Source organism: Micrococcales bacterium (genome assembly GCA_009784895.1).
Classification (GTDB): Bacteria; Actinomycetota; Actinomycetes; order Actinomycetales; family WQXJ01; genus WQXJ01.
The window spans coordinates 1-13,954 of the sequence record WQXJ01000033.1 but is presented as its reverse complement, the minus strand read 5'-3'; the positions used below and the strand labels follow the sequence as shown (position 1 = coordinate 13,954).

Here is a 13,954-nt window from a genome sequence, read left to right as displayed (position 1 = left end):
AGGCCCTGAGCCAAGAGTAGGGCGCGCGAGGGCCAAGGTGTTCCCGGGTGGCATGCGTTTTTGGGTTGGCGCCGCGAGGGCGGAGGGTCTGGCAGTGAACCCGGCAGGCGGTGCGTTTGCTTGGGGTCGGGAGGCGGCATCGGGCAACAGGCCAGTCACAAGATCGGGCACAAGGCAGCAGCCCAGGCGGCGAATCCGGCAGGTGACGCTTGCGCATGGGGCCGGAAGGCGGCATCGGGCAACAGGCCGCCGCCGCAGCAACAGGTGTCTATTGTCGTTTTGACCGAGCAAGCAGAGCCCGGAACAAAGCCACTTGCCCCGACGGCCTAGCGCAGCCAAGCGCCTGGTCGAGCGCGTCTGCCACCGCGCCATTCGTGTCGGTGTCAAGTGCGCCGGCAATCCTCTCCCAGTCTGGCGCGTGGCCCCGCTCAATGGCGGCTAGGAGCCCCTCGACCCCCCAATTCGCAACCGGCTCGGATGGTTCGACATCGATGTTGCGGAAAACCAGAGGCATTTGTGTCAACCCCGCTTTCCCACCATTGCCAGACTGATCGCCAGGCAGCGATCCGCCACTTGCTCCCACTTGTTCCACGGTGGCCGCAGCGACTTGTACTGCGACAACTGGTCGATGGTTTTCTTGTCCGATGGCGCGGGAGCGGCCAGCTGAGTGACGAGCTGGGTCCTCACTGGTTGGTCTGCCGGGTCGGCGGTTTCATCCGGGTAGTATTCGTCAATCAGGTTCAGGACTTCGGCCGCCTCAGGGGTCCCAATTTTGTCTGATAGCGCGGCGATGTCTAGGTAATCACGGACTTGGTTGCGGGTCACCGCCAAATAGGCCTTGACTCGAAGCGTCTCCGGCAAGGTCGGCACCGTCAGCCTCGCGCCGCTGGGTAGCTCGATCTGTTCGGTTTCCAGCGGCCTTGAGCGGCGCAGCTGACGTATTCCGACCTCAATGTCGCCCAGCCGGCCCAGGATGATCTTCTTGGGTTGGACCCTGGCGCGGTGGAAGCTGGGGTCTTCCTCTATTGCCTCGAGCACCTGGTCGAACCGTTCTCGCAGGTCAGCCAGGGTATGGTCGTGGTCGAAGGACACCCGGTGGCCGGCATGAAACGCAGCCGCTGATCCTCCCACCAGCACAGCGTTAGGCACGAGCTGCTGCAGCCTGGCGGCGGATTCCAGAATCGGCTCAAGCGCGGCGGAGGGTTTGGGCGCCGCATAAGGTGCCGGCGGATTTGCGGGCGCCGTGCCGGGAGTATCCGGTCGGGTCGGAGACCCGTTCCCGGCCTGGTCCCGGATAGGCCCTGGTTCGCCGCCGGTTTTGCTCACGCCGTTCAGCCTAACCGGCGGGGCTAGGTGGGTTGGAGGCACATCTAGGTGTGGCGCTTTTCGATTTGGTAGACCTGGTGGTTACGGTCGAAAAGCATGATCCAGAAGGTGGTGCCGGTGGTGTAACCCCAGATTCGTTCGGCACCATCAAGTCGCATCCGGAAGGCTGTTTCCGCCACGCCGTGGAACAAGGGCTTGACGTCGTGGTGCAATGCCGTCACGTCGTGATGGTGATTTCTGGGCGATCCTGGCGACCCCTGGTTCAAAACCTCCCGCCAGGTCAGCTTGGTGGCCTCCTGCAACACGGTCAGCAGCCGGTGCCATTCGTCGAAGGAGAGGTCCCAGTTGGCGCCGGGAATCGACTTGGTCAGCTTGTCGTTCCGGATCATTGCGCTGGGGCTCCAGCGAAACATTTGGCCGCGGTCGGTTTGATTGGCCGCGCCAGGCTGTCGGGTGTTAGGCGCAACAGGAGGGCGGCGCTTGGCCGTTGGGGCGGGGGACCGCCGCGTCCTCTTTTTGTGGCTCGAGCTCACGGTCAGTGGTCGCCGTGGTGTGGGGTTTTGTCTGCCGGGACGTCGGAGGCGATCTCGGCTACGAAGAATTGCTGCATCACGTCGAGGTCGATTGGGTTGTGGGATGGCTCGGCGCCATGCAAGTCGCCGCGAGCCTCGCGCCAGGGCCGTTCGCTGGCGGCAAGCACCGACAGTTCGAAACCCGTGAGGTGGCCGTAGGCGTCCAAGACAGCGTCAATTGTTTCGCGCTGGTCTTGGCTCAGGGCTTCGGGGTCACCTTCAGGGTCACAGGTTTCGAGGTTGAATCGTCCCTGGTGACGGTGGAACAGCTCGGCGCAAACCGGGCCGTTTGACCAGGCCTGTAGCTCCTCGTGGAACAACGGTTCGCCGTCCCAAGCCAGTGAGTGGCCCTGGGCGTAATAGCAGAGCTTGTGCAGCTTGGTCGTGGACATTTCGCCGTGCTGGCGAAGAATGTAGGCGGCCAGGTCATGGACGTTTGTCATGCCGGCTTGGCTCCCTCCCTGTAGTTGGGTCACCAGGACCCCCCAAGTCTACGAGCCCGGATGCTTCTGCTCTTAGTTGTTCGACTCGAGCACTGCCCCTTGTCACAGTGCGGGCGCCTTCTTGTGGGTGGGTGTGAGGTCGGGCGAGTCGCGCATCGAATGTGGCACTTTCAACGTTTCGGCGAATCCTGCGGTGTCGTTACGCCGTTTGGCGGATTGGCACCGTGTCAGCCACGAGGGACAACGCCCTTGGCCGCGAAGGCGAAACGGCCTAACGACACCATTCGATGGGGAGTTTTGGCCTAACGACCACATTCGGTGAGCGCGGCGGGTCCTTGCCGACCGGCGCGCTTGGCGGCTGCGGCCCGAAACTCCTAGATGTAGGAATTGCAGGAGTCATCCGGTAGAATTGAGCCATGACGGCGCCGATAGTGGAGACAGCTAAGATCCTGCCAAAAGGCCAGATCACGATTCCCATCGAGATCCGCCGCAACCTGGGGCTTGAGACCGGTGATCGCGTGATGATGGTCTGGGACGGCCAAAAAGCCGTCATGATCAACCCGGCGGTGTACGCCCTGCAATGGCTCGGTGACCTGGTCGCAGGGGACGCCGAGCAAGCTGGCTTTGTTGACGAGGACGCGGTGGCAAGCTTTGTTACTGATCTGCGACGGGAAAAGCGTGCCAAGTGAGAATCCTTGTCGACACGAATGTGCTGGTGTCGGCCGCCCTTTTTGAGCACAGTCAGACCCGCATGGCGCTGGTGGCCCTCTTTGGCGGTGAGGACGAGGCACTGGTCTGTGATTACACAGTGACCGAATTCAGCGACGTGTTTGCCCGCAAGTTTCCCGACCGGTTGGATCTGGTCCCCAGTTCATGGCCTACCTGGCCCAGGGGGTGTCCTTCGTCGCGACGCCCGCGCGGGGCCAACCTGGCGAAGTCCTATTGCGTGACCCGAAAGACCAGCCGATCCTGCGAGCCGCGGTCGCGGCTGGGGCGGATGTCATCCTCACTGGCGACAAGGATCTGCTGGACGCCGAGTTGACTCATCCCCGGGTCATGAGCCCGGCGGCTTATCTCGGGGGCAGCGACTAGCCGCGCCCCTTACCGCGCCGGGTTCGGTGCCGCCACATTTGTCGGCAACCAAGGGGTCGCCACGCGCAAAGCGCGAGCGGCCCGAGTAGCCTCGGTGCTGGGTCTATGTCGGCCTGAACGCAATTGGAGGTTGGCGTGTTAAGTGACATTGCACGGACAGCCTGGGGGAAGAGCTGGCCAATCGGGCCACCGGGAACCGCGGTTGAGCTGTGGAACCCGCTCTGGCGCCACCTGCGCGACGCGGCTGCCGTGGCCGGTCGGTTATGGGATGAGTGGATACCGGCAGCCGTAAAGGAGCAACTGGCGCTCGCCGTCGGTGGTGAGGCCTCTGCTCGCGCTCTCGTGGCGTTTCTGGCCGGGGTTCATGACGTTGGCAAAGCAACTCCGGCTTTTGCCGTTCAAGTTCCGACGCTCCGCGACGAAATGGCACAGCGCGGTTTGGCTATGGCAAGAACTGACAGGGAGATGACCGATCGGCAAAGGATGCCGCACGGTCTTGCGGGTCAGGTGGTACTGGAGCGTTGGCTCTCTGAGCGGTTTGGCTGGGATACGCGCACCGAAGGCGGGCGACTTGCGTCAGCAATCAGCGGTCATCACGGCATCCCGACAGGGGTCCAAGAACTCAACTGGGCAAGGCGAGCTGGTGAGCGCCAGCAGGCACTGCTCGGTGCCGGGCTGTGGGTGAGTCTGCAACACGAGCTTCTCGACCACATGGCTGGCGTGACTGACGCCAATTCCTATTTGGCCGGCAAGTCTTGGCGTGGCTTAGCCAAGCCCCCACTAGCGCTGCTTTTGAGCCTGATTGTGGTTTCGGATTGGCTGTCTTCCAACGATGATCTCTTTCCTTGTGTGCCGATCGGCGATGATCGCCCGCTGCCGCAGCCAGTGCAGGACGATAGAAAGCGGCTGGACATCGCCTGGGCCAGCGTGAACTTGCCGAGACCATGGACCGCCTCCGAGGTCCACGGAACCGCCGACCAATTGCTTGGGTCCCGCTTTGCCTTGCCTGCAGGAACCGTGGCTCGGCCGGTTCAGGTGACTGTTGTCGAGGTGGCCAGGTCAATGGATCCCAACGGAATCCTTATCGTCGAAGCCCCAATGGGGGAGGGCAAGACTGAAGCCGCCATGCTGGCGGCCGAAATCTTGGCCGGTAGGAGCGGTGCCGGTGGCGTGATGATTGCTCTGCCCACGCAAGCCACAAGTGATGCAATGTTCAGACGTTTGATGGAATGGATCTCCTGCCAACCCGCGACCGCCGACGGTGAGGCAGTGCTGCCTGATGGCCTGCCGGGCAAAGGCGGCCGGTCAGTTTTCTTGGCTCACGGAAAGGCATGGCTGAATCCAGACTTCAGAAACATTCTCCGGGCTGGTTCCCGGGTCTTGGATGTCGGCCGAGATGACCAAGCTAGGGGAATGACCATTACTGGCGGCGCCTACGTCGACTCGTGGCTGTCGGGACGTCGCAAAGGGGTCCTGGCCGATTTCGTGGTGGGCACGATCGATCAAGTACTTTTCACTGCGCTGCAAGCCAAGCACGTTGCGCTGCGACACCTGGCAATGGCCCGAAAGGTAGTAATCCTTGACGAAATCCATGGTTTTGACGCCTACATGAACACCTACTTATCCCGAGCCATCGAATGGTTGGGCGCATATCGCGTTCCCGTCGTGGCTTTGTCGGCCACCCTCCCAGTTCGGCTTAGACAGGACCTGATAGAAGCCTATCGCCGTGGACTCGACTACTCGAGGCCTCGGCGGCGTCAACCGGCCTCGTGGAAGGTCGAGGCCAGTGCCTTGGAGACCGTGCCAGCGCCATCGTGCGCCACCGAGCCAGCCTCCACAGTCGCAACGTTTCTCCAGGACGGGGCCACTATCTCACTACCGGTTATGCCGTCATCAAGGGTTCGGAATGTCCGGATTGAAACCGCACGCGATGATGCGGTCTCAGGTCTGTTGGCCGAAGCCCTGGCTCTGGGAGGATGCGCCCTGGTCGTGCGCAACACTGTCGCGCGTGCTCAGTCCACCTTTCGTGATTTGGCCAAGGCGTTTGGTGAGGTGGAGGTGGTGCTTCTGCATTCGCGCTTTTTGGTCGCAGATCGCCTGGCACGCGAAAAGAGTCTCGTTAGGTGCCTTGGCAGGCATCCGGCAGACGGCTCACGCGGATCAAGGCCGGAAAGACTGATTGTCGTAGCAACCCAAGTGGTCGAACAGAGCTTGGATTTGGATTTCGACCTGTTGGTCACCGATTTGGCGCCAACCGACCTCATGCTTCAGCGGATCGGGCGATTGCACCGCCACGACCGGCCACTTGATCAGCGCCCGGGCCGGCTTGGCACTCCCCGCTGTGTGGTTGTGGGCGTGGAAGACTGGGCAGCAGCACCACCAGTCGTGGCATCCGGTAGTCGAACCGTATACGGGGAGCATCTGCTGTTTCGAGCCGCTGCCCAAGTATTGGACTTGACCGGCTCGGACAACGCAATGCGGCTGCCGGATGACATCGCCCCGCTGGTGCAACAAGCCTATGGTGAGGAACCATTGGGACCGGAAGGCTGGCAGGAGGCGATGACCAGAGCCCGGTTGGCCAGCGAGGCAAAACAGGCCGCAAAGCGAAGCGCGGCGAGTGCTTTTCGCTTGGCGGCCCCAGGCGCCGAAAACACTGGCCTGATTGGATGGCTAGACGCAAGCTTGGGTGAGGCCGATGTCGACGGCGCCCGCGCGCAAGTTAGGGACACCGGAGGAGGCTTCGCCGTACTGGTGGTGCAAACAGACAGCGCAGGACAATGGCGGTTGCCGGACTGGCTTACGGCTGGCGCGGGGCTGAGCTTGTCCGCACTTGCCGGGCGCGGCGTTCCGATGGGAGAGGTGCCGTCCCCGGCGGTTCGAAGGGCTCTGGCTGGCACAAGTGTCAACTTGCCGGACTGGGTCTGCGAGGGTGAGGCGGGCGACCACCTGATAAGCGAACTCGAGCGCCAAATGCCTGCTGCTTGGCAGCAGTCGCCAGACCTGGTTGGAGAGTTGGTGTTGCCACTCGACGAGGCGTGTCGGTGGTCGGGTACAGACTATGACATGACTTACGGCCCTCAGGTTGGGCTCGAGGTGAATAGGAGGAGTCCCAATGAATGATGCGGCGCCGCCAACGTTTTTTAGCCTGATCGATGAACCTTGGTTGGCAGTTCTCGATGACACGGGTCAGCGGACTGAAGTGAGTCTGCTTGATGTGTTTCGCCGGGCGGGCTCCATTAGGGGGATTTCCGGTGAGTTGCCCACCCAGGACTTTGCCATCCTTAGGGTGCTTCTTGCAGTCCTGCATCGTGCGGTTGGCGGCCCGCAGGATCTAGACCACTGGCGTGAGATAAAGGCTGACTGGGACAGCGCCGCTGCGGATGTGGCAGGCTACTTGAGTCGTTTTCGCGACCGATTCTGGCTGATGCACCCAGAGTGTCCTTTCATGCAGGTTGCTGGTCTACATACCAGCAAGAGCGAGACATCTGACCTGTCAAAGATCATTTGTGATGGCTCGGGCTCATCGTCATTCCTGACAACCCGCCTTGGGGAACACCGGCAGAGCTTGGGTTGGGCAGAGGCGGCCCGTTGGTTGATCCACGCCCAAGCTTTCGACGTCGCGGGCATTCATTCCGGGGCACAGGGCGACCCTAGGGTGAAAGGCGGCAAGGGCTATGGCATCGGTACTGGTTGGGCTGGGCAGCTTGGCGGGGTCCACATGGTGGGCGACAGCTTGTCCGAAACGCTGATGCTCAACCTGCTAGTGCCCTCGATAGTCGGCATAGAGGTCACCAATCAGGACTTGCCGATCTGGGAACGCGCGCCTCTGACACCGGCGCCGCAAGGGTGGCCCGAGGACGCCGTGCTTCCCGCCTACCGGCCGCCGAGTGGCCCACTTGACGTCTACACCTGGGCAAGTCGACGAATCCTTCTGGGAGGAACGGCCAGTCGGTCAACCTCGGTGGTGAATTGCCAGGGTGACAAACTGACTGGGCACAACGGCTACTCGTTCGAGCCCATGAGCGGTTGGCGCTATTCCGACCCGCAAAGCAAAACGGCAAAGCGGGACACATACATGCCAGCAAGGCACCAGCCAGGCAGGGCGCTCTGGCGTGGCCTGGCAGGGCTGCTACCGCTCGGGCTGCCCGGGACCAGCGGTTCTGGGCCGCCCCCTCGGCGGGTGCCGGCCATAGTCGAATGGGCAGCGCGCTTGGAAGAGCTCGGCGCGATTGATCAGCGACTGGTCCGTGTCCGGGCCGTTGGAATGACCTACGGCACTAAAGAATCGGCCTATGACGAGGCGTTCAACGACGAGCTGGAGCTCCCGTCACGGCTGCTGTCCCCTGCTTCGCGAGACCTGGCCGATGAGGCCGTCAGCGCAGCTGGGAAGGCCATCGAAGCAGTGACACTGCTTGGATCACTGGCCAGGGACATCGCCCTCGCTTCGGGAGCATCACAGGATTCTGGCAGTTCAAGACAGCAAGTGCAGGCATGGGCTTACTTTGCGCTTGACGGCGAGTTCCGTCAAAAGCTGCGAGGCCTAGTCGATACGGCATCTGCAGTTGAGTGGGGACTAGCGTGGCAGATCACCGTGCGCCGCATTGTGACCCGACTCGCAGATCGGGCGGTGGATGAAGCTGGCCCCGCTGCTCTGGTCGGTCGAGAAGCCGGCGGAGTATTTCGCGACGCAGGCCTGGCAATTGCCCGGTTCAGAAAAAACCTGCGAAGGGTTTTGCCGGATGCCTACCTAGATCTTTCCAGCACAAGAAAGGAAGGCGTGGCATGAGCCACACAAGTACGAAGGGACCAAATGTGAGCAGGCGGCGGGTCGCCTTTGCCGGACCGGTGGGCAGGTTCGTAACGCAGTGCGTCGAGGAGCTACTGGCGACGAGCGCGAGGCCCGCGACGGTGGCAACGCTGGCCCGACTGAGAGCGAACATCGGACGTGCTCCGGGTGTTGACGCGACCATTTGGGACGTGACGATGGCGGGTGCTCCTGGTAAGCCACAAGACGACTCTCCGACCGCCGAGGAATCCGCCATCCATGCGGCGCTCACACTTTTCGCGCTGCATCAGCGGGGCACGGCGATTCCGATGCATCGGCGCGGTCTCGCGTTTGGTCAGGCGATCAGACAACTCAACGACCGAGTCGGTTCAGGCGGGGATGGCCCGGGCCCCGTTCGCAGGCGATTCAATGCGCTGGTGACGGCGACATCATTCGCGGAGCTTTCGTACCACCTGCGATCACCGGTGGAACAACTCCGCAGATTCGAAATCGCCTTTGACTACGGGCTTTTTGCAGATGACCTCTTCTTCTTCCAACTGCCCGGTCGAACCAACGACGTACGGCGTGCCTGGGCTCGCCAATATTATCGGCAGCCCACTAGTCCCACTACGACACAGTCCGATTCACCAAGCTCAAACTCGGAGGACCAAAATGCCTAGGACAATAATTGACCTTCACTTGCTTCATACTGTCCCTCCATCCAACCTCAACCGCGACGACACGGGCTCACCAAAAACTGCCATTTTTGGCGGAGTACGACGAGCGCGAGTGTCGTCGCAAGCCTGGAAACACGCGGCACGTGAGGCGTTTAGGGGGTACCTCGACTTTTCAGAGCTCGGCACTCGCACCAAGCGGGTGGTTGAGCTTATTGCCGAGCGCGTCTTGGACGCCACACCGGACGCCACGGAAGAAGAAGCCCTTGTGTTTGCAGAAAAGGCGCTCACCGCGACCGGGATAAAGGTCAAAGAGTCGCGTGGGAAGGATGGACCCAAAGAAACCGGCTACCTACTATTTCTGTCGAACCAGCAGATTGCTGCTCTTGGCGAACTTGCTTCAGAGGCTCTACGTGATCAGGCCGAGGTCGACAGGCGGGAAGCCCAAGGACTGATCAAGGGCAAGAACTCTGTTGACTTGGCTCTCTTTGGCCGAATGGTGGCGGATGTGTCTGACCTGAATGTTGATGCCTCATGCCAAGTCGCCCACGCATTGTCAACCCACGGTGTGGAATTCGAATACGACTACTTCACGGCCGTTGATGATGTCAAGGCTGGGACGGCGGAAGAGGATGCCGGCGCAGGAATGATCGGCACGGTTGAGTTCAATTCAGCGACCTTGTACCGATATGCAACCCTAGATATAGACTCCTTGAACGCAAGTCTCGGTGACTTACGGGCCACAGTCAGAGCGGCTTCCGCCTTCCTACAGGCGTTCGTCAAATCAATGCCAACAGGCAAGCAAAACACCTTTGCTAACCGTACGCTGCCTGAGCTTGTAGTTGTCTGTTTGCGGGACGACAGGCCGGTGTCATGGGTCGGCGCCTTTGAAGAGCCTGTTGTGGCATCTACGCAGGGCGGCTACGTAAGCCGGTCTACTGCCAGACTGGTGGAATACGCAAAGGCGGTCGACCTTACATACGGGTCACCACCTGTGGCTTGTTTCACCACCGGCATTGGCACAATTGGCGAAACTGTGGCAGTCTTGGGCGACTCGCTCCCGCTTGACAACGCCGTCAGGGCCCTGGAGGAGCTCCTGGAGCAGCGGCTTCTTGGGGCGGCGTCGTGAGCACGCTCCTGCTTCGGCTGGCCGGACCCTTGCAGTCGTGGGGTGGATCCTCTCGCTTTACCCGCCGGCTCACCGACGCCGCGCCAACAAAAAGCGGGGTTGTGGGACTGCTCGCCGCAGCACGAGGGTTGCGTCGCTCAGATCCTCTGGAAGAGCTCCTGTCCCTGCGATTCGGAGTGCGAATCGACCAACCGGGGAGAATCGAAGAAGACCTTCAGACGGCCAGGTCAGTTGATGGGTGCCACGCGTATCCCCTTACACATCGCTTCTACTTGACTGATGCAGTATTCCTAGCCGGAGTCGAAGGGCCTTGCAGCCTAATTAGTACCCTCAATGACGCAATCAGGTGCCCAGTTTTCCCCCTGTATCTAGGCAGACGGTCATGCGTTCCGCAACCACCGTTTGATTTGGGCATCCGCCCTACACCACTGTGGAAGGCGCTAGAAGAAGAGCCTTGGCAAGCTGCCCGTTGGTGGCGGCGACATCAGCCGGGGACTGTAGACGTCGAGATCCGCGGTGATGCCGAAGCGGCTCCTGGCGACATCCGCGGTGAATGGAAGACAACCGAAAACGATGGCCCGGTCAGTTACGATCCCCGGTTCCGGAAGTGGGGTGCGCGTTCGGTTGTCCGAAGCTACGTTTCGATGCCAAACCCGGACGGCCGTCTAGCCGTTCCGCTGGCCCATGACCCGATGGCAACCCTGGAAGGTGCGTGATGTATCTGTCAAGGCTCAGAGTCGCCCGTGCCAGGCGTGGCGCCCGCAGGCTTCTTGGTTCTCCTCACCTAATGCACGGAGCGATCATGGCTTCCTTTCAGCAGCCGAAACCCGAGCTCGGGAGGGTATTGTGGCGGGTCGACAACGATCCCAATTTGACCTGGCTTTACGTGGTGAGCCGCTACCCGCCCGAGTTCTCCCACATCATCGAGCAAGCAGGTCTGACGACATCAAATGATGAATGTGTCACGCGGCGGTATGGTCCTCTGCTAGACCGGCTCGCGGTTGGTCAGAAATGGGCCTTTCGGCTAGCCGCCAACCCGAGCAGAAGTGATTCGTCGAGAGACGGGCGTCGGTTTGGCCACGTCACCGCGGCACAGCAAGAGCAGTGGCTGTTGGATCGTGTGTCAAATTGGGGCTTTGACATCGCAGCTGTGAATGGACGGCGCGAGTTGGTTGTTCGTGACCGAGTTGTACAAAGGTTCCGGAGAGGTGGCGAACAGGTGACACTGGCAAAGGCCACCTTCGATGGTGTACTTGAAGTCGCCTCCGTAGCCTCCCTACGTGAGGTGCTCGTCAACGGCGCCGGCCACGGAAAGGCCTACGGCTGCGGACTGATTACCCTCGCCCGGTCGGCGGCAAAACGGTGACCAACCGATGACCAGCATTCCAGGTGCTCGGCCTCCGCGGCGCACTGAGCTCGTCCGGGCGCAAGGCCGATTCACGTTCGCGTACTTTGAGCATTGCACAATTTCCCGCGAAGACAGTGCAGTGACCGCCACAGACGAAAAGGGTAGGATTCACGTTCCCGTCGCCGCCGTGGGGGCCTTGCTCTTGGGGCCCGGAACCAAAGTTACCCACCAGGCAATTGCCTTGCTAGGGGAGAGTGGCGCATCCGTCGTTTGGGTTGGCGAAAGCGGCGTTAGGTACTACGCCCACGGCCGGTCGCTCGCCGCCTCGACCAAGCTGCTCGAAGCTCAGGCCCGGCTGGTGTCACGTCGCGGTGACCGACTGGCAGTCGCCCGCGCGATGTACGCGATGAGGTTTCCCGACGAGGATGTCTCCGGGCTTACCATGCAGCAGCTCCGAGGTCGGGAAGGCGCGCGAGTCCGCAGGGCTTATCGAGACAACGCGGCCCAAGCTGGTCTGACCTGGTCAAGGCGCGACTTCCGGCCGGGTGATTTCGCGGCTTCTGACTCCGTCAACCAGGCATTGACGGCGGCGACAATGTGCCTCTATGGCGCGGTTCACGCCGTCGTTGTCGCGCTCGGGTGTTCGCCGGGTCTTGGGTTCGTGCACACGGGCCATGAGCGGGCTTTTGTGTTTGACATCGCAGACCTGTACAAGGCCGAGACCGCAATCCCTGTGGCTTTCGGTGCCGCAGCGGAAAACCCGAGTGACCTTTCCGGGCGCGTTCGTAGGGCCATGCGCGACCGCATGTTTGCCGATGGATTACTGGAACGATGCGTCGGGGACATAAAGTGGTTGCTCACGGGAGAATCAGGGGTCGATTCCAGTGGCGATTCGGACGACACCGTAAGCCTGTGGGACGGCCGCGACGGTGTCGTACCTGCCGGCACTTCCTACGGCATGGCCAAGGATTGGCAATGATCGCAGTTGTACTCTCGGTCACACCCAGCAGACTGCGAGGAGCCTTGACGCGATGGCTACTGGAAATCGCCCCCGGCGTTTACGTCGGCCATACCTCCAAGCGAGTCCGGGAACGGCTCTGGGAGAGGATAATCGAAGACGTTAGCCAGGGTCGCGCTTTGATGGTGTGGAGCTGTCGATCAGAGCAAGGCCTAGACTTCAGGTCTCACAACCACGCATGGGAGACGGTCGATCTCGATGGGTTGACCCTAATGCGCCGAACAGTGGCATCCAGGCGCCGACACCGGCCCGAACCCGGAGGAAGCATCCACCGGTCGACTGAACCAACCGGTGGTGCTGTAACCACTCCGACGAGTAATGCCCGAAAGCATCGGGACTATCGAACAGCCGTGGAGTCGCGCCGCTCGGACGCGATGGACCCGGACTCGCCCCATGCTGAGCCAGGCAAAGCCTGTCGACCCTCCACCGACGAAAGTGAAGTGAATCTAACCGATAGTGATCCGCGCTAGGATCCCAAGTGAGCAAGTGTGTTCCCCGCGCGAGCGGGGGTGATCCCGAGAATGGGGCCACAGCAAACGGCCTCACGGTGTGTTCCCCGCGCGAGCGGGGGTGATCCCGTCCGATCCAGCCCGCTACGGGCAGTCTCCAAGTGTTCCCCGCGCGAGCGGGGGTGATCCCTCTGCCAAGCGGTACAGGTATGCCCAGTGGATGTGTTCCCCGCGCGAGCGGGGGTGATCCCGTCTTCCAGCTCCAACCGGGCGATGTCGTGATGTGTTCCCCGCGCGAGCGGGGGTGATCCCCACCAGAAGTAAGGATCGAAGTGGACTTCGCAGTGTTCCCCGCGCGAGCGGGGGTGATCCCGCTATTGCCACAATATCGGCACGGGACGCCGAGTGTTCCCCGCGCGAGCGGGGGTGATCCCTAAGACTGGCTTCGGTCCTGTGGACGGTCCAGGTGTTCCCCGCGCGAGCGGGGGTGATCCCCAGAATCTGCTCTGGCTGAAAGCCCACCCCGAGTGTTCCCCGCGCGAGCGGGGGTGATCCCAGCCCGACGGCGACTGGCACGGCCCCGACACTGTGTTCCCCGCGCGAGCGGGGGTGATCCCGACCCAGGTAACACAGGTGTGCCCGGCGAAATGTGTTCCCCGCGCGAGCGGGGGTGATCCCGCCGGCTGCCTCAACCGCCAGACTGAGCGCGCGTGTTCCCCGCGCGAGCGGGGGTGATCCCTGCCCGGCGACCTCAAGGGACTCCGTGAGGCCGTGTTCCCCGCGCGAGCGGGGGTGATCCCGTCATCAGGGCCGCAAGTACGATCCCGATAATGTGTTCCCCGCGCGAGCGGGGGTGATCCCATCTGCCAAGAATTGAGCCTGTCCGATCCGTGGTGTTCCCCGCGCGAGCGGGGGTGATCCCTGTTTAGCCATAACCTTGGCGGCGGCCAGTTTGTGTTCCCCGCGCGAGCGGGGGTGATCCCAGCGTGAGGCCATGGATGCGCTACGGGCGGGGGTGTTCCCCGCGCGAGCGGGGGTGATCCCTTCCGTGAGTTGTGTGCCATCGCTGAGGCGCTGTGTTCCCCGCGCGAGCGGGGGTGATCCCGAGAGTGACGCCCGCGACCTGGTTGAGGCCCTG

The 13,954-nt window shown here is 62.0% G+C and carries 12 protein-coding genes and 1 CRISPR repeat array; of the genes, 8 read left to right on the top strand and 4 right to left on the bottom strand.

Annotation, left to right across the window (positions count from 1 at the left end; translation table 11 throughout):
• Positions 1-268: 268 nt before the first annotated feature.
• The 4 genes from FWD29_06895 to FWD29_06880 form a co-directional block, all read right to left on the bottom strand.
• The gene (locus FWD29_06895; protein ID MCL2803661.1) at positions 269-523 is read right to left on the bottom strand and encodes a hypothetical protein; all 255 of its coding nucleotides are present in this window, start codon (positions 521-523) and stop codon (positions 269-271) included.
• Positions 520-1,326, bottom strand: coding sequence for a nucleotidyl transferase AbiEii/AbiGii toxin family protein (locus FWD29_06890; GenBank protein ID MCL2803660.1), 807 nt, complete (start codon positions 1,324-1,326; stop codon positions 520-522). The genes FWD29_06895 and FWD29_06890 overlap by 4 nt, the downstream gene beginning before the upstream one ends.
• Before the next feature lie 44 nt (positions 1,327-1,370).
• Positions 1,371-1,715, bottom strand: coding sequence for a hypothetical protein (locus FWD29_06885; protein MCL2803659.1), 345 nt, complete (start codon positions 1,713-1,715; stop codon positions 1,371-1,373).
• Positions 1,716-1,861: 146 nt separating this feature from the next.
• On the bottom strand, positions 1,862-2,341 hold the full coding sequence (locus tag FWD29_06880) for a Panacea domain-containing protein (protein ID MCL2803658.1): 480 nt from the start codon (positions 2,339-2,341) through the stop codon (positions 1,862-1,864).
• Positions 2,342-2,757: 416 nt separating this feature from the next.
• Between FWD29_06880 and FWD29_06875 the strand changes: the two genes are divergently transcribed.
• From FWD29_06875 to cas1e, 8 genes are all read left to right on the top strand, one after another.
• Positions 2,758-3,030: an AbrB/MazE/SpoVT family DNA-binding domain-containing protein gene (locus FWD29_06875; GenBank protein ID MCL2803657.1), complete on the top strand. Its 273-nt coding sequence runs from the start codon at positions 2,758-2,760 to the stop codon at positions 3,028-3,030.
• Between the two features lie 184 nt (positions 3,031-3,214).
• Positions 3,215-3,433, top strand: coding sequence for a hypothetical protein (locus tag FWD29_06870; GenBank protein ID MCL2803656.1), 219 nt, complete (start codon positions 3,215-3,217; stop codon positions 3,431-3,433).
• Positions 3,434-3,568: 135 nt separating this feature from the next.
• Positions 3,569-6,553, top strand: coding sequence for a CRISPR-associated helicase Cas3' (cas3, locus tag FWD29_06865; protein ID MCL2803655.1), 2,985 nt, complete (start codon positions 3,569-3,571; stop codon positions 6,551-6,553).
• Complete coding sequence (casA, locus tag FWD29_06860; GenBank protein ID MCL2803654.1) at positions 6,546-8,219, top strand: type I-E CRISPR-associated protein Cse1/CasA; 1,674 nt, start codon at positions 6,546-6,548, stop codon at positions 8,217-8,219. The genes cas3 and casA overlap by 8 nt, the downstream gene beginning before the upstream one ends.
• Before the next feature lie 651 nt (positions 8,220-8,870).
• Positions 8,871-10,001, top strand: coding sequence for a type I-E CRISPR-associated protein Cas7/Cse4/CasC (gene cas7e / locus FWD29_06855; GenBank protein ID MCL2803653.1), 1,131 nt, complete (start codon positions 8,871-8,873; stop codon positions 9,999-10,001).
• The gene (gene cas5e / locus FWD29_06850; GenBank protein ID MCL2803652.1) at positions 9,998-10,717 is read left to right on the top strand and encodes a type I-E CRISPR-associated protein Cas5/CasD; all 720 of its coding nucleotides are present in this window, start codon (positions 9,998-10,000) and stop codon (positions 10,715-10,717) included. Before cas7e ends, cas5e begins: the two co-directional genes overlap by 4 nt.
• Entirely contained in the window at positions 10,717-11,367 is a 651-nt protein-coding gene (gene cas6e / locus FWD29_06845) for a type I-E CRISPR-associated protein Cas6/Cse3/CasE (GenBank protein ID MCL2803651.1), read from the top strand. Before cas5e ends, cas6e begins: the two co-directional genes overlap by 1 nt.
• Before the next feature lie 7 nt (positions 11,368-11,374).
• A complete protein-coding gene (gene cas1e, locus FWD29_06840; GenBank protein MCL2803650.1) occupies positions 11,375-12,328 on the top strand; it encodes a type I-E CRISPR-associated endonuclease Cas1e in 954 nt (317 codons plus the stop codon).
• Positions 12,329-12,854: 526 nt separating this feature from the next.
• Positions 12,855-13,921: direct repeats of the CRISPR family, unit length 29 nt; unit sequence GTGTTCCCCGCGCGAGCGGGGGTGATCCC.
• Between the last annotated feature and the right edge of the window lie 33 nt (positions 13,922-13,954).